We start from the raw sequence: 15,739 nt of genomic DNA on the forward strand, positions 1-15,739 counted from the left end.
GACCAGTGAGACGCGTTCAGTGAGCGATGGATACGGCGGATGCGGTGGATGCAGCAGCCGGTCTCGACGCGAGCAACGAGAACACGACAGCTCGACAGGCGACAGGCGACAGGCGACAGGCAGGAGTAGGGATGACAGTGCACGAGCAGGCTTCCACCGCTGATCCGGCGGGCGCGCACGCTCCCGCGCTGGCGGTGCGGCATCTCCCGCGCTCACCTCGTGCCGCCGTCGTGTTCCTGCACGGCGGCAGGGCCGACAGCCGGGCCCGGTCCCGTCCCTGGCACCTCGCGGCCCTGCGTATGAAGCCCGTCGTGCGAGCCGTCGCCCATGCGATACCCGACGACGACGTCCTGCTGGCAGAGGTGCGCTACCGCGTACGGGGGTGGAACGGGGGTGACGCGGACTCCCTGCGGGACGCGCGGCGGGCGCTCGATGAACTCCGCCGCATCGCTCCGGATGTCCCGGTCGTCCTCGTCGGCCACTCGATGGGCGGCCGGGCCGCCCTGCGTGCCGCGGGCGCACCGCAGGTCCGCGGCGTCCTGGCGTTGGCTCCCTGGTGCCCCGACGGCGAGCCGGTTGCGCAACTGCGGGACAAGGAGGTCGTCGTGCTGCACGGGGACCGCGACCGCGTCACGGACCCCCGGCTGTCCAAGGCGTTCGTGCACCGTGCCCGTGCCGTGGGCTGCCGGGCGTCGTTCGTGGGCATGGCGGGCGGTGACCACGCGATGCTCCGCCACACCGGGGAGTGGCACCGCGTCGCGGCCTCCACCGCCCTGGAGATGCTGCCGCCCGCTACCGGGGCGTCAGCACACGGAACTCGTTGCCGTCCGGATCGGCCATCGCCACGCCGCTGATGTCACCCGTGATCTCGCCGCTTATCTCACCCGTGATCTCGCCGCTTGTCTCGCCCTGACCCGTGTCGATGCGCTTCGCCCCGAGGGAGAGCAGGCGGTCGACCTCTGCCTCCCGGTCGCCGTGGACGGCCGGAGCGAGGTCGAAGCGCAACCGGTCCCTGCCTGTCCTCGGCAGCAGCGGCGGGCCGCCCCACGTGATCTTCGGTCCGCCGTGCGGGGAGCGGATCGCGGTCTCCTGGTCCTGGTCCCAGACCAGGGGCCACCCGAGTGCTTCGCTCCAGAAGTACCCGACTTCCTGCGAGCCGTCGCAGGCCAGCGCTCCGATGAAGCCGCAGTCGGCGAGGAAGTTGTTGCCGGGCTCGATGACGCAGAACTCGTTGCCTTCGGGATCGGCGAGCACCACATGTTTCTCTTCCGGCAGCTGGCCGATGTCGATGTGTTGTGCGCCCAGTCCCAGCGCCCGCTCCACCGTCTGCCGCTGATCCTCCAGGGACGTACTCGTCAGATCGAAGTGCATCCGGTTCTGGCCGACCTTCTCCTCCTGGGACGGCAGGAAACGGAGTCGGAACCCGGTGTCGTCGCTGGGCAGGAGCGCGATGCCGTCGTGTGGCTCGTCGACCGTCTCCCAGCCGAGAACTCCTGACCAGAACCGCGCGAGGCTCGCGGGCCGACTCGCGTCGAAGCTGAGCGCGAACAGGTGACAACTCGTCGTTCGGTCCATTTCCGGTCCCCCTGACTACCGCTGGCGGCGGGCACGTCGTCAGCCCCTCTCACAGGAGCCTAGGGGCGCGCCTCCGTCACCCGCATCCAGGTTTCGCGGGCGATCAGACCGAAGGACGGGAGGTCGAGCCGACATCGGAGCCAGGACCGGAGCCCGGTTCAGAGCCTGAGCCCGGTTCAGAGCCAGAACCAGGGCCGGAGTCGGAGTCGGAGTCGGAGTCGGAGTCGGAGTCGGAGTCGGAGTCGGTCGAGTGTGCGGCGCGGTCGGGCCAGATGCCCACATGGTCCGGTTCCGCTGTCAGGCGGACGCGGCCGCGCAGACCGTAACGCTCCACGTGGTCCCGGGGCAGTTGGAGGCGCCCGGCGCGGTCCAGGACGGTGTACTCCTCGGCACCCCCGCCGCCGGGCCCGCGCAGTGTCTCCGTCGACGTACGGCCGTCACGGATGCGGACCGTGCGGCGGACCTGCCCGGAGACCAGGGGGTCATGGGTGACGACGAGGACGGTGGCACCGAGTTCCTCGTTGGCGCGGCGCAGTGCCGCGAAGACCTCCTCGCCGCTCGCGGTGTCGAGTTCGCCGGTGGGTTCGTCGGCGAGCAGCACCCGCGGCGCGTTGGCCGTGGCGACCGCGACGGCGACGCGCTGCTGTTCGCCCCCGGAGAGTTCGGCCGGGCGACGGTCGCGGCAGTACGCGACGCCGAGTACGTCGAGGAGTTCGGCGGCGCGCGCGGCACGCTTGCGGCGCGGTACCCGCAGGTACTTCATCGGCAGCGCCACGTTCTCCAGCGCCGTCAGATACGGCAGCAGGTTGCGTCCCGTCTGCTGCCACACGAATCCGACCGTGTGCCGGCGGTAGCCGAGCCGCTCGCGCCGTCGCAGGGCGAGCAGGTCGTGCCCGGCGACCCGGGCGCGGCCCGCCGTGGGCAGATCGAGGCCGGAGAGGATGGACAGCAGGGTCGACTTGCCGGATCCGGAGGCGCCGACGAGCGCCATGCACTCGCCCTCCTCGACGACGAGGTCGAGGCCTTGGAGAGCCTGTACCTCGACCTCGTCGGTGCGGTAGACGCGGACCAGGTTGTCGCAGACGACGAGCGCGTCGTCCGCGTCCGCGTGCGTGCGCCGGGCGTCGCGGGCGCGCTCCTCCAGCCGCCGCAGATCGTTCACCTGCCGCAGATCGCCGAGTTGCCGCAGACCGCCCTCGTACGGGCTCTCGTGCGGTGGATTCCCGTGCGGGTCAGTCACCGTTTCTCCCCAGTCGCAGGACCGCGCCGAGCCCGCGGCGCCGTCCGATCCAGGTCTCCACGCCGACCGCCGCGAACACCAGCGCTCCCACCCCCGCGCCCAGGGCGGCGGTCAGCAACAGGTCGGGGTGGGGTGTGGGGGCGGCGGGCCCGCCCGTGAACTCCCGCAGGTCCAGGGCCGGTCCGAGCAGCGCGGGCAGCGTCAGCCCCAGTGCGATGCCGCCCGTCACGGCCGCCAGCACCATCGGCAGCAGTTGCAGCAGGTGCAGCCCCGAGGTGGCCCGGTCGCCCAGGCCGAGGGTGCGCAGATACGCGGTGGTGCGGCCGCGTGCCGGTGCGGACAGCAGCAGTTCGAGAACCAGCGCCAGCAGGGCGAGGAGTACGGCGAGGGCGGTGCACGTGGTGTGCGCGGCCCGCAGGACGTCGATCATGCCGTCGGCCGCGGCGTCGGCCTGTTCCTCGGAGCGGATGCGCAGTTCGCCGACCGCGGCGTCGTCGGTGACGCGCGGCACCAGGGACCGCAGGGTCCGCACGTCCAGGCCCGGGCCGTACAGCAGCAGTGAGGTTCCCTCGAAGTCGTCGGCCCCGATGGCCGCGAGGTCGCGGTTGTCGGTGAGCAGGAGTCGTTCACGGGGCGGGGTCGTGCCGCGGACGGGGCCGAGCGCCGCGTCCTGGCGTACGTCCTCGGGGAGTCCGCCGACGACACGCAGGCGCAGTTCTCTGCCGTGGGAGGTGATGGTGAGCAGGTCGCCGGTGCGGGCTCCGGTGGCCAGGACCCGGATGTCCTTGCCGGTCCGTGGGCCGGTGAGTCCGGCGGTGTCGAGCGCGCGTGCCGCCGGTGAGTCGGGGGCCGCCGCCCGGAGTCGGGCGCCGTCGACGCCGACGAGGCTCGCGACGCCGTACCGGTTGCCGCTGGTCGCGCTCGTCGGGTCGACGCGCAACTGCCGTACGTCGACCGTGTGGTCCACCCCTCGCACCTGGGCGAGCCGCTCGGCGATGTCGGGGTTGCGGCCCGCGCCGAGGTAGGAGGCGTCGGCTCCGACCTGCCACGCGGCGGCGGTCCGGCGCCCGTCCGCCAGGGTCCCGGCCACCAGGCCGCCGAAGACCGCTCCGGCCAGCGTCACCACCAGGACCAGCAGCGCGAGTGCCCGGGCGGGCGCCTCCTTCGCGGCCCGGGAGAGCGCGACGAGTGTCACGACACCGCGCCGCCTTGCCGACCAGCGCGCCAGGATCCGTACGGGCAGCGGATAGCAGCGCACCAGGACGGCGACGGTGGCCAGTCCCAGGAGCGCGGGCACGGCGGCGAGCAGCGGGTCGGGACCGGCGTCGCCGGCCGTACCCCGGGTCCGCAGCGCGAACACACCGGCCGCGGCGAGAAGCAGTACCGCCGCCTCGGCGACGAGGCGGCGCCCTGCCGCGTACGGGGTCGGGTCGTGCCCGGTGCGGACGGCGCGCTCGCGCAGGGCGTGCCAGGTGAGGGCGGGCAGCAGCAGCCAGACGAGTGCGGCGACCAGCAGTCCTTGCCGGTACGCGGGTGCGGGGTCCGGCAGCGATCGTGCGGCGGCGATGCCCGTCACGACTCCGAGCAGCACGGCCGGCGCGGTCTGTGCCGCCCTCGCCAGCGCGAGACCTGTCGCGGAGGCGCCGCGAGCCCGCTGCAGACGGTGGGCGTCGAGGCCGCGGCGTACCGCGAGCAGCGCGGTGACGGCGGCGGCGAGCAGGCCGACGACGAGCAGCGACGCGAGCGCGAAGGAGATCACGACGCGGCCCTGACGCCATTGCCGGCCGAAGTCGGTGAGGGTCTCGGGCAGGTGTGTGCTGTCCCGCAGTGTGGAGGCGGGGTGCGGGCCGATCTCGCAGTACATACCGCCGAAGTCGGCGATGTCACCGCAGAAGACGGACCGTGCGTCGTCCGGGTAGGTGGTGAGCAGTCGCTGGAGTTCGCGCTGTCCCTGGTCGTCGGCGAACCGCGCGGCGGTGCCGGTGTCGAGGTCCAGGCGCATCCCCCAGGTGGCGGTGAGCGGGGCGCCGGACTGTGCCTGGAGATCGGTGACGGTACCGGGCGCGACCAGGGCGCGGGCCTCCCAGTCGAGTCCGGCGGCGCCGCGCGGCGGATGCCGGGCAGCGCGTGTCAGCGCGGGCTGTTCGCGCCACAGCCGGTCGCTGCCCGACGCGTCGGCGCCCTCCGTCGTGAAGAAGCCGACGACTACGGCGGTGGCCTGCACGTTCTCCAACGCGCCGGGGCTGAGCGGGAGTTGTTGTCCGAGCCGCAGTCTCAGCGCGTCACGGGTGCGGGTGGAGAGGGCGATCTCGACGCGCTGCTCGTCGTGCGGGGCGGGCGGTCGCCCCTCGGTGTAGGCCCGGCGCCCCGGCGCGTCGGAGGCGTACACCAGGCCGAGTCCCACCTTCCCGGCGGCCGTCACGGTGTCGAGGGTCGGCAGGGCGACGCGGGTCGAGTCGTGTACGAGGCCACCGTTCAGGGTGTCGGGGGCCGCGTCGGCGAGTACCTCGGTGACCGGGAGCAGGTCTTCGTCCAGTTCGGTCGCCCAGGCCTCGGAGTCCGTGCTCGTCGCGGGCTCGAACTGCGCACTGAGCTGGATTCCGGGCTCGGCCCGTTGCTCCAGCTCCAGCCGGGAGGCGAGTGCGCGCCCGGCGAGCCGGTCGAGGAGCGTGGGGCCGGCGGCGGCGACCGCGGTGAGCAGCGCCACCAGCACGGCGAGGCAGACCAGCAGCGGCAGGTCGGCGCGTACCTCGCGCACGGTGACGGAGCGGAGCGCTTCGGAGGGGCGTTTCCCCGGTCCGCCCCCGCCGCGCGCTACGACGGAGCGGAGCGCTCGGGAGGCACGGGGGTCCCGTGAGGAGCGGAGGGCTCGGGAGGGGCGGGAGCGTGTCACCGGTCCTCCCCCGCCCGCAGCACCCGTGCCAGGTCGACCCGTCCCAGGAAGCGGGCCGCGACCGTCACCACCGCGCAGATCACGAGGGTCGTCGCGCCCGCGGTGAGCGACACGCGCGCCCACGGCACAGCGGTGAGCAGCCCCGGGTAGACGGGGCTGCCGGCGTCGTCGACGGTGACCACCGGCATGATCGTGGCGGCCAGCAGGGTGCCCAGCAGCGTGCCGAGGACCGCCGCCACCGAGGCCAGCGCGAGTTGCTCCGTCCACAGATACGCGGCGAGCTGTCCGCGCCGTACACCGAGCGCGCGCAGCAACGCGAACTCCCGTGTCCTGGCCCGCGCCGAGAGGGCGGTGTGCAGGGTGAAGCCGACGACGGCGAACGCCGGGGCGAGGACGAAACACAGCGTGAGCGCTCCGCGTGCGCCCTGCCGCAGGGGATCGGCGGCCAGCAGGGCCCGCATCCGCGGCACGTCGATGGCTGTGCCCAGGCGGGGATCGGCGCGGACGGCGTTCAGGGCCGCTGTCGCGTCCCCGTGGTCGGTGGCCACCCACCAGGCGGACTCGGCGGCGGGCAGGGTTCCGGCGAGTACGAACTGGGCGGCCATGGCCCGGGAGTCGGCGAGCAGACGTGGCCGGTCGCGGTCGGCGCCCGGTACGGCATCGATCTCTCCGACGATCCTGATGCGGGCGGTGCCGCCACCGGCGCGCTGCATCGTGATCGTGTCTCCCACGCGGGCCACGCCGGAGGCGAGCAGTCCGCGGTCGGCGAGTGCGGGCAGGGCCGCGCGTCCCTTGGCGCGGTCGGTGCCGAGCCGCATGCTCCAGGTCGGGTACTTGAGTTCGGTGTCCGGGCCGCGCAGCACCGCATCCAGGAGTGTGCCGGGCGCCGGGCGGTCGGAGCAGAGCACGGGGCCCGGGGCGCTCCCGGGCGGTCGGCGCGACGGGGCGCCGGGGCATCCGCCGATCTTCCGGTCGGGGGTGTCGGCGCGCAGGTCGCGCCAGTCGGCGGGGCGGGTGAGGCCCGGCACGCGGTCGACGGAGAGCCGGTAGGTACGGCGGACCGTTTCGCCGGTCATGCTCAGGCCGAGCTGGACGATACGTGCGCCTTCACCGCCGACCGGCACCTTCAGGCGTACGGTACGGGGCTTGCCGCCGGTGTCTTCGAGGACGGCCTCGCTCGCGCGGGTGAGTCCGTCGGCGTCCACGAAGTGCACGGTGAGGGTGACCGGCACAGGGGTGCCGGGCCCGTCGGCGGACAGCCTCACCCGCAAGGGGAGTTCACGCGCCGAACCGCTGAGCGGCAGTCCGTACGCGGGGATGTTCCGGTCGAGCGGGGCGACGAGTTCGGACACCGGCCGGTCGCCGAGGTCGGGGCGCAGGGTGGGTGCCGGGCCGCGTGCGGTGTTGATGCCGGTGACGGTCGTCCAGCTCTGGCCGAGATAGCCGTTCGCGTCGACGACGGGGGTGACGGCCCGGGCGCCGGGCAACGCGGTGTAGGCGGCGCGGCGTTCGGCGGTGGCGAGTTGCCGGCCGGGGTCGATCCGCAGGTCGGCGCCGACCTGGAACACCGCCTGGTCGTGGTCGCCGCGGTCCAGGATGGCGAGTGCGGTGCTGCTGAGCGCGGCGACGGCCAGGGCGAGGGTCACCAGCAGCGCGGGACCGGCGTGCCGCGCCGCTCGCCGGGCGATCTGCCAGCCGCCCAGGGGCAGTACGAGTCCGGTGCCGCGCCGGGCGAGGGGGTCGGTGATCCGGGCGGCCAGGGGCAGCGCCCGCAGTACGAGCAAGGCCGCCGCGCAGGTCATCGCGACGGGTGCGAGCACCAGCACCGGGTCGACGCCTCCGCCGGTGACCGGTGAGCGGTACTGCCGCAGTTGCAGCCAGCCGACCACGGCGACGGCGGCGAGCGCCAGGTCGGCGCCGAGCCGCTGCGCCCCCGCGAACCGGCCGAGGCGCAGCCGGAGTCCGCGCACCGCTTGCCGGTCCCGGACCGTCCGTACGGTGGGCAGCAGCAGGGCGGCGCCGTGCACGGCGACGGCGAGCAGCGCGGCCACCCAGCCCGCTGTGAGGGCCGCCGTCCCAGGTACGTCGCCGGGGATCAGCCCGGCCCGGTCGAGGAGGCGCAGCAGCGGCCCGGCGAGGAAGGGTGCGGCCAGTCCCGCCGGCAGCGCGACTGCCGCCCACTGCAACGCCGTTGCCGAGACCAGCCGGGTGGTTCCGGCGCCTCGGGCGGCGAGCAGCGCGAGTTCGGGCCGGCGGTGCTCGGCGAGCTGGCGCGCGGTGAGCACGAGGGCGGCGGCCGCGAGGGCGGCGAGCAGTGTCGCCGGGATGTAGAGACCTGCGCGGGCCACGGCGATGGGGGTGGTCAGGTCGTCGAGGGCGTTGTCGAGGGTGGCCCTGACGTCGAGGTCGGTCGTGACGGGCGCGCCACGGAACACGGAGAGCGAGACGTCGCTGCCGCTGAAGGCGTCGGTGCGCCGTTGCAGCGGTCCGATGTCGCCGAGCCGGAGTCCGCCGGTGTCCGGCACTCCCAGCCACAGCGCGTCGGCGTCCTTCGCCAGCCCCGGGGTCGCCGCGAGGGTCTGCCGTGGCACCAGCACCAAGGAGTCGGGCGTGGCGAAGGTGGGGCTCAGTTCCGCCCAGACGGCCGGGCTGCGGCCGCCCGTCCGGTACAGCCCGGCCACGCGCAGCCGGACCTGCCGCCCGCTGTCCGGCTGCACCCGCAGTTCGTCGCCCGGCCGCACCGCCAACTCCGCGGCGAACACATCGGTCAGCGCGGCCTCGACGGCCCCCGAACCGGCTGCCCGCGGCCAGCGCCCCGCCACCAACTCGGCGTGCCGCCCCGTCTCCTGGAGCGCGACGAGAGTGGCGAGGGTGTCGTCGCGCCGACGGCCGTCGGCCTCCGTCACGCTGAGCGCGGAGGAGCGGCCGGCCGGGACCCGTAACGCGGACCAGGTGTGATGCGGTACGCCGTCGAAGGCACGGCCGACGGCTGCGCGTACGAGGCCGTCGACTTCACCCGCCCCATCTGGCCGGTACGCTCCGGAGACCTCGACGACCGCTTCCGGGTCGCGGGCGAGCCGCTGCTGTATTCCGCCTTCGACGGCCTTCTCGGTGAGCGCCGCGAGCGCGGCCAGGACGGTGGCGGCGAGCAGCACGGCGAGTGCCGCGGCACCCAGCACCAGTCCGTGGTGCGCGGTTCCACGCACTGCCGTGGGCACACGTCTCCCGCTCAACTCGCCGGCCTCCCCCCGTACGGCCAGCCACAGTATGGGACTGTCGGTACGGGGCCCGCAATCGTCAGGATCATCCTGGCGAGATGAGATCCGTACCGGGTGTGGCCTGAACCATCCGCCGGTACCGGCTTTCCCGACGCCATTGCCGGCGTGGGGCGTTGCGGTGCTCCGGGCGCCGTCGTCGCTGCCGGATCCCGGCTATTCCGGGAGTTCGAGCATGGGTTCGCCGCAGGACTGGCACTCGGCGTAGACGTCGAGCTCGTTGAGTATCTCCGCGTAGTCGGGGTGTCCTTTGAGGGCCGCCATGGCGGCGAGCAGATAGCGGGTCGTGATCTGGTCGTGCTCCCCCGCAGCCAGCGTCTCGGCCAGGAGACCCAGGGCGTCGGGGAGGGCCTGCCGGTAGGCGTCCGCGATGTCGTCGGGCAGGTCGTCGGGCACGTACCCGAGTTCGCCGGAACAGATGGCCACGAGGCCGACGACGTAGAGGTAGTCGTCGCGCTCGGGACCGGCCGGAGGAAGGCCGCGCGCGATGGTGACGAGGTGGGGCACGGCGGCATAGGCGGCCGGCCAGGCGGTTCCCTCGGAACACAGGTAGGGCCACAGGTCGGTGAAACGCTCACCGTCCGTGGGATCCGCCACCAGGTGCCGCAGCTCGTCCGGGACGAAGGGCGCGTCCGGCGCACCCTGCCCTTCGGACCAGCCGCGGTGGTCGAGGGCGGGCCAGCGCGGGTCGTCCAGAGAGATCATGGGCGAGAGTGTAAACGGCGTGCAACTGGCGTGCTTACAAGGGTTTTTGGCACACCAGAAGGGCTCAGCCCGGGGTGGGGACCGAGCTTCCCGCCGGGCTGTCCCTGGAGGACAACCGGCGGGTCGCGCGGTTCCGGGCATCAGGCCGCGGCCGCCGACTTCACCGCGTGGGCGACCTGCGCGCGCAGGTCGACGAACTCACGGGACTCGCGCAACTCGTCCGCGTCGACAGCGCCCCGCGGAAGCGTGATCGGCAGGTCCAGGGCGACGGTCCCGGGGCTCTTCGTCAGCACCACGATGCGGGAGCCGAGGAACACCGCCTCGTCCGCGGAGTGGGTGACGAACACCGTGGTCCGTCCCGTCTCGGCGGTCACCTGCCGTACGTCCTCCTGGAGCCGCTCCCGGGTCAGCGCGTCCAGCGCCGCGAAGGGTTCGTCGAGCAGGAACAGCGGGTTCTCGGCCGCGAGGGCGCGGGCGATGGCGACGCGCTGCTGCTGACCGCCGGAGATCTCCCAGACGCGTCGCCTCCCCGTTCCTTCGAGACCGACGCGCGCCAGCAACTGCGCCCGCCGCTCGGGCCATTGGGACCGGTCGACCCCCGCGTACCGCAGTGCCAGGTCGACGTTCCCCTGCACCGTCCGCCAGGGGAACAGGCGAGGTGTCTGGAACACCACTCCGGCGGTCTCGCCCGGCCGGGGTGCGGCGCCGGAGACACGTACCGAACCGTGGGTGGGCTGCTCGAAACCGGCGATCAGCCGCAGCAGCGTGCTCTTGCCGCAGCCGGACGCGCCGACGAGAACCAGGAACTCGCCGGCGGGGACGGTCAGATCGACCGGTCCGACGGCCGTGACGGTCTCGCCGCCCCGGCCGTACCGGTGGGTGACGTGGTCGAGCCGGACGGATCCGGCCCGTTCGGCGTCCCGCGCCTCAACTCCCTTGCTGACTGTTTCACTTGAGGACATCGGGCAGTCCCTTCAGATAGAAGGCCTTGCGAACGGCGTCCGCGGACGGCGCGGCGTCGATCTGCTTCTGGTCGGCCAGGAACTGCGCGGTGTCGGTGACATAGGTCAGCAGTTCGCCCGGACTCCCCTCTGTGCCCAGCCAGTCGGCGGAGGCGACCTCGTCCGGGGTGAGGAACACCCCTTGTGCGAGCTGGGCCTTGGCGTCCGCCGTGCTGATGCTCAGCTCGGCGGCGACGGCCTTGACCGAGCCGTCCGGGTCGGACTTGAGAAGGCTCAGGGCCTGCGCCTCCACCTTCCGCCAGGTGTCGATCGCCTTCGGGTCCCTGGCGATGAGTTCGTCGGACACGACGGCCAGGTCGAGGGTCGGTTTGCCCGCCGCGCCGATCTCCTTGCTGCTGGTGAGCTGCGTACCGGTCTTGCGCAGCTCGTCCAGGGTTGGCAGCCACACGTATGCGGCGTCGATGTCCCCCCGCTGCCAGGCGGCGATGATCGCCTGCGGTTGCAGGTCGACCAGCTTGACGTCGGACGCCTTGAGGCCGGCCTTCTCCAGCGCCGCCAGCAGGCTGTAGTGCGAGGTCGAGGCGAAGGGGGTGGCGATCGTCTTCCCCTTGAGCCCGGCGACGTCGGATATACCGGCGTCCTTGCGGGCCACCAGAGCCTCGTTCTCGCCCGCCACGTCGAGAACGAACGCGACCTTGTACGGGATCGGTGAACTCCCGGAGATCCCGCGGGCGAACGGGCTGGAGCCCAGTGCGGCGATGTCGAGCGACTTGCCCAGGAAGGCCTGGTTGACGCTGGCGCCGGAGTCGAACTTGATCCAGGTGATCTTGTAGTCCGGAAGCTCCTTCTCCAGCAGCTTCTTGTTCTTCACGAGCAGGTCGCCGCTGGGGAAGGCGAAGTAGCCGATGCGCAGCCGCTTGGAGCCGCCGGACGAGGATGCCTCGCTGTCGGAGGAGCAGCCGGTGACGGCCGCGGACACCGCTGCCAGGGCGCCGGCGAGCAGCAGGCGTCGGGATGGGCCTTGAGGGAGGGAGCGAGACATGGTGAGGCCGTTTCTGTTCAGGGGAGCGGAGTTCCTGCAAGGTGACGGAGGCTGCTCAGGGACGAGAGGGGCGGGACCTAGACGTGCCCGCGCCAGGGCACGACGGCGCGCTCCAGCCGGAGCAGCAGACCGTCGATGACAAGCCCTGAGATCCCGATGGCGATGATGCCGACGAGTACCACCGGGGTGTTGTTGTAGTTGGCGGCGTCCTTGACCATGCCGCCGATACCGGGCAGTCCGTTGACCAGCTCGGCGGCGACGAGGGAGGAGTAGGCGACGCCCACGGCCAGTCGGATGCCGGTGAGTGTCTCCGGCAGGGCGGACGGCACGATGACGTCCTTGACGACGTCCCACCGGGACCCGCCGAGGGCGCGTGCGGCCTCGATCAGGCTCTGCGACACGGCGGTCACCGCGGTGGTGGTGGACACCGCCACCGGCGGGAAGGCGGCCACGGCCAGCAGGGTGATCTTGGGTTCCTCGTTGATGCCCAGCCAGATGATGAGCAGTGAGAAGTACGCCAGCGGCGGCAGCGTACGCAGGAAGGTGATCCAGGGCTCGAAGAGCGAACGGACCCAGCCGACGGTGCCCATGACGAGGCCGAAGACCACCCCGAGGGCGATGCCGATGCCGGCGCCGAGTGCGATGCGCCGCAGGCTGATGCCCAGGTGCTCGATGAGGGTGGTGCCGTTGTAGCCCCGTACTCCGTCGTGGGTCGTGGACACGTCGATGAACGCGCTCCAGACCTTGGCCGGGGGCGGGACCAGCGTCTCGCTCCACGTTCCGCTCGCCGCCAGCAGTTGCCACAGGAGGAGGAAGAGCAGGAGTGAGCCGAAGGGCAGAGCGATGTGGCGGACGCGCGCTGTGCCGCGGCGACGTCGCCGCACCGGCGGCTGGCCGGACGGCGGAGTGAGGTCGGTCTGTGGCAGGGAGGGGATGGTGGACATGGGGACAGGGCCTCCATGGGCGCCGGAAGACGATCGGTTGAGGCCGGCGGGGGCCGGGAAACTCGGAGAACGCACCGAGGTGCGAGAAGGGGTGCGGGAGAAGAGGTGGCCGCCGGGCACATCACCGGACGGCGGAGCGCGTCAGAAAAGCGCGGTCAACAAGACGAACAACAACACGAAACGGGGCATCGGCACAGGTCGATGACCAGGCGTCGCACCAGCGGTTCGTGATTCATGGGGCCCATTTGTACAGCAGCCACGGCGCTTCACCAAGTGGTGTCCCACAACCTGGGACCAAGTACCGCCGCGGGTACGGCCGCAGCGCCGCGGAGGCATGTCGGTCAGTGGGGCTGGTGGGTTCCCGGGGTGGGCCCGAAGATGCGGCGGAAGACGTCGATGAAGGCGCTGGCGGACGACCAGCCGCAGTGGTGGGCCACGACCGTCACGGGGGTGTTCCCGGCCAGCAGGATCAGCGCGTGGTACAGGCGCAGTTGGGTGCGCCACTGGGGAAAGCTCATGCCGAGATCCGCCTTGAAGAGCGGGAGAGGGTGCGGCTGCCCGCCCTGAGCTGGCTGCTGTTCCGCACCCTGCCGGAGCCCACCGCACCGAAGCCCGCGACGGCGAGGACGACGGCCTGAACGCCGTTACACAGCCGCCATACGGTTGTCATGTACGAGCCGGAATGACGGGCGTGAGACCGCCCGTTGCCGTGTATATGACCATCGGAGCAGCACTCTCCCCTCAGAACCGGATCGACAGTACGGTGCGACTCGCGCGAGAGGCTCACGAGGCCGGACTGCACTCCGCGTGGTTCGGGCAGACCTTCGGCTACGACTCCCCCTCGCTCGCCGCGATCGTCGGCCGCGAAGTGCCGGGGCTCCAGGTCGGGACCGCCGCTGTCCCGGTCTTCGGCCGTCACCCGCTGCTCGTCTCCAGCCAGGCACAGACGGCCCAGGCCGCGACCGGAGGCCGCTACCACCTGGGTCTCGCGCTCGGCACGAAACAGCTGACCGAGGCAGCCTTCGGCATCCCGTACGAGCGCCCCATCGGCCGGCTCCGTGAATTCCTCACCGCTCTGCGCCCATTGCTGGAAACGGGCAGTGCCGACTTCCACGGCGAGCTGCTGAACGCCACCACGCCTCTGTCGGCGCGAGTGCCGGGGGCCGAGCCGCCGGTACCGCTGCTGGTGGCCGCCATGGGTCCGCAGTCGCTGCGTGTCTCGGGTGAACTCGCCGACGGCATCCTGCCGTTGCTGGCCGGGCCGCGCGCGCTCGCCGAGCACATCGTCCCGGCCGTCACCGCGGCGGCCGAGGCCGCGGGCCGTCCGTCGCCCCGGATCGTGGCCTTCGTGCCCGGCGTGGTCACCGCCGACGTGGAGGCGGTACGGGAGACCGCGACCGAGTCGCTCGCCTTCTACGAGCAGTTCCCCTCCTACCAGCGAGTCATCGAGCTCTCCGGTGGCACCCGCGCCGTCGACCTGGCGGTCATCGGCGACGAGGAGACCGTCGCCGCCGAGGTGCGCCGGTATCGCGAGGCCGGGGCGACGGAGGTGGTGTTCACGGCGACGGACCTGGGCGGCGAGGCGGACCGGCGGCGTACCTGGAAGCTGCTCGGGGAGCTGGCGACCGCCTGAGACACGTCCGTAGCGGTGAGTCTGTGACTGTTCGTCCCGGCCGTGCGTTCGCCCGCAGCCGTCGGTTCGTGCGCGACCGTCCGTTCGTCCACGGCCGTCCGTTCGTACCCGTTCGCCATAGGGAGCGATGACCAGGAGCGCGTTGGGGCGATACGCCGAGATCCGCAAGATCCCCGGACTCGCGTCGCTGCTCGTGGCGGGAGCCGTCGCACGGCTCGGCAGCGGCATGACGCCGCTCGCACTGCTGCTGCTGCTGCTCGCCGAACGTGCGACCGGGCGGTACGCGTACGCCAGCCTCGCGGTCGGCCTGTACGCCCTGGCCGGTGTGTCGGTCAGTCCGGTGATCGGGCGGCTCGCCGACCGGCTGGGGCCCTCCCCGGTCCTTCTCGTCGCCGCGGTCGCCCATGCCACCGCTCTCGCCGGACTGGTGCTCGCGGCCGACGGGGGCAGCGCGCTGTCCCTGATCTGCGCGACGGCCGCTGCCGCCGGGGCGACCTATCCACCGCTCACCCCTGCCGTCCGCGGAGCATGCGACCGGCTGACCGAGCCGAGTACCGGTTCAGGTGGACTGCGGGGGACCGTGCTGGCCGCGGACACGGCGTTGTACGAGTTCGTCTTCGTCATCGGTCCCCTGCTGGTGGGGCTGTCCGGGATCGTCGCCACCCCGGCCGCGGCGATCGCCGCGGCCGCCGGTGTCACGCCGGCCGGAACGGTCGCGGTGGCCTGCGGAACCGTGATGCGGGCCCGGCGCCCCCGCCCCTCCCACGTCAGGACGAACGGCCTGGGCCCCCTGCGCCTCTCCGGCTTCACCGTGCTCCTGGGATGCGTGGGCGCACTGGGGGCGGGCTTCGGCGCCGTCAGCGTGGCAGTGCCCTCCTACGCCACCGAGCAGTCGGGCCACGACTCCGCCGCACTGGCCGGACTGCTGCTCGGGGTGTGGGGCCTGGGGTCCGCACTGGGCGGCCTCTGGTACGGAGCCCGGCCACCGCGCTCTCCCCTGTCCCGCCAACTCGCGTGGCTGCTCGGCTGCGTGGCCGTGAGCCTTGCGGCGCTCGCCGTCATGCCGGGTCCGGCGGCGCTGGGTGCCGCACTCGCACTCGGCGGCGGCGTCATCGCCCCCTCCCTCACGGTCTACATCTCCCTCGTGGGCCGGATCGTACCGCCGGGCATGCTCACGGAGGCACACACCTGGATCGCCGCCGTCCCCGTCGCGGCCAACGCGGTCGGCGGGGCGGTGGCGGGCACCGTCGTGGACAGACCGGGCGGCGTGACCTGGGCGTTCGTCATGGCAGGGACGATCGTGGCCGTCGCGGCGATGACGACCGCATGGCCGTCCGGACCGATCACCCGGGCGGACAGCCGAGCCGAGAACTCGCGAGCCTGTCGTCGAGGTCGTGCTTCTCCGTCATCCGGCGACCCTTCAGCAGCCTGGCCCGGCGGCCGCCCTCACTGAGTGCGATGCCTGCGTCG

At 72.7% G+C, this 15,739-nt stretch carries 11 protein-coding genes and 1 pseudogene; 3 read left to right on the plus strand and 9 right to left on the minus strand.

The features are described from left to right. The first annotated feature begins 131 nt into the window (after positions 1-131). The gene (locus OHS59_RS03295) at positions 132-854 is read left to right on the plus strand and encodes an alpha/beta hydrolase (RefSeq protein WP_328491859.1); all 723 of its coding nucleotides are present in this window, start codon (positions 132-134) and stop codon (positions 852-854) included. On the opposite strand, the gene OHS59_RS03300 is transcribed toward OHS59_RS03295, so the two are convergent. The 9 genes and pseudogenes from OHS59_RS03300 to OHS59_RS03340 all read right to left on the minus strand — a co-directional run. Next, positions 793-1,575: a VOC family protein gene (locus OHS59_RS03300; RefSeq protein WP_328491860.1), complete on the minus strand. Its 783-nt coding sequence runs from the start codon at positions 1,573-1,575 to the stop codon at positions 793-795. The genes OHS59_RS03295 and OHS59_RS03300 overlap by 62 nt on opposite strands. A 103-nt stretch (positions 1,576-1,678) precedes the next feature. Further along, entirely contained in the window at positions 1,679-2,737 is a 1,059-nt protein-coding gene (locus tag OHS59_RS03305) for an ABC transporter ATP-binding protein (RefSeq protein WP_443061609.1), read from the minus strand. 70 nt (positions 2,738-2,807) lie between these two features. Beyond that, a complete protein-coding gene (locus OHS59_RS03310) occupies positions 2,808-5,573 on the minus strand; it encodes an FtsX-like permease family protein (protein WP_328491861.1) in 2,766 nt (921 codons plus the stop codon). A 131-nt stretch (positions 5,574-5,704) separates the two neighbouring features. Continuing rightward, positions 5,705-8,926, minus strand: coding sequence for an ABC transporter permease (locus OHS59_RS03315; protein ID WP_328491862.1), 3,222 nt, complete (start codon positions 8,924-8,926; stop codon positions 5,705-5,707). Positions 8,927-9,139: 213 nt separating this feature from the next. Next, positions 9,140-9,688, minus strand: coding sequence for a hypothetical protein (locus OHS59_RS03320; protein ID WP_328491863.1), 549 nt, complete (start codon positions 9,686-9,688; stop codon positions 9,140-9,142). 140 nt (positions 9,689-9,828) lie between these two features. Next, positions 9,829-10,650, minus strand: a complete 822-nt coding sequence (locus OHS59_RS03325; protein WP_328491864.1) for an ABC transporter ATP-binding protein — start codon at positions 10,648-10,650, stop codon at positions 9,829-9,831. Beyond that, on the minus strand, positions 10,637-11,692 hold the full coding sequence (locus OHS59_RS03330) for a taurine ABC transporter substrate-binding protein (RefSeq protein ID WP_328491865.1): 1,056 nt from the start codon (positions 11,690-11,692) through the stop codon (positions 10,637-10,639). Before OHS59_RS03330 ends, OHS59_RS03325 begins: the two co-directional genes overlap by 14 nt. A 77-nt stretch (positions 11,693-11,769) precedes the next feature. Next, positions 11,770-12,636 carry an ABC transporter permease gene (locus tag OHS59_RS03335; RefSeq protein WP_328491866.1) on the minus strand — a complete coding sequence of 289 codons (867 nt, stop codon included), beginning with the start codon at positions 12,634-12,636 and terminating at the stop codon, positions 11,770-11,772. 341 nt (positions 12,637-12,977) lie between these two features. Continuing rightward, a pseudogene (locus tag OHS59_RS03340) lies at positions 12,978-13,198 on the minus strand (helix-turn-helix transcriptional regulator); the annotation flags it as partial. 153 nt (positions 13,199-13,351) lie between these two features. Between OHS59_RS03340 and OHS59_RS03345 the strand changes: the two are divergent. Both OHS59_RS03345 and OHS59_RS03350 read left to right on the plus strand, forming a co-directional pair. Then, on the plus strand, positions 13,352-14,269 hold the full coding sequence (locus OHS59_RS03345; RefSeq protein ID WP_328491867.1) for an LLM class F420-dependent oxidoreductase: 918 nt from the start codon (positions 13,352-13,354) through the stop codon (positions 14,267-14,269). A gap of 127 nt (positions 14,270-14,396) precedes the next feature. Then, the gene (locus OHS59_RS03350; RefSeq protein ID WP_328491868.1) at positions 14,397-15,722 is read left to right on the plus strand and encodes an MFS transporter; all 1,326 of its coding nucleotides are present in this window, start codon (positions 14,397-14,399) and stop codon (positions 15,720-15,722) included. Positions 15,723-15,739 lie beyond the last annotated feature (17 nt).

The organism is Streptomyces sp. NBC_00414 (assembly GCF_036038375.1).
GTDB lineage: Bacteria > Actinomycetota > Actinomycetes > Streptomycetales > Streptomycetaceae > Streptomyces.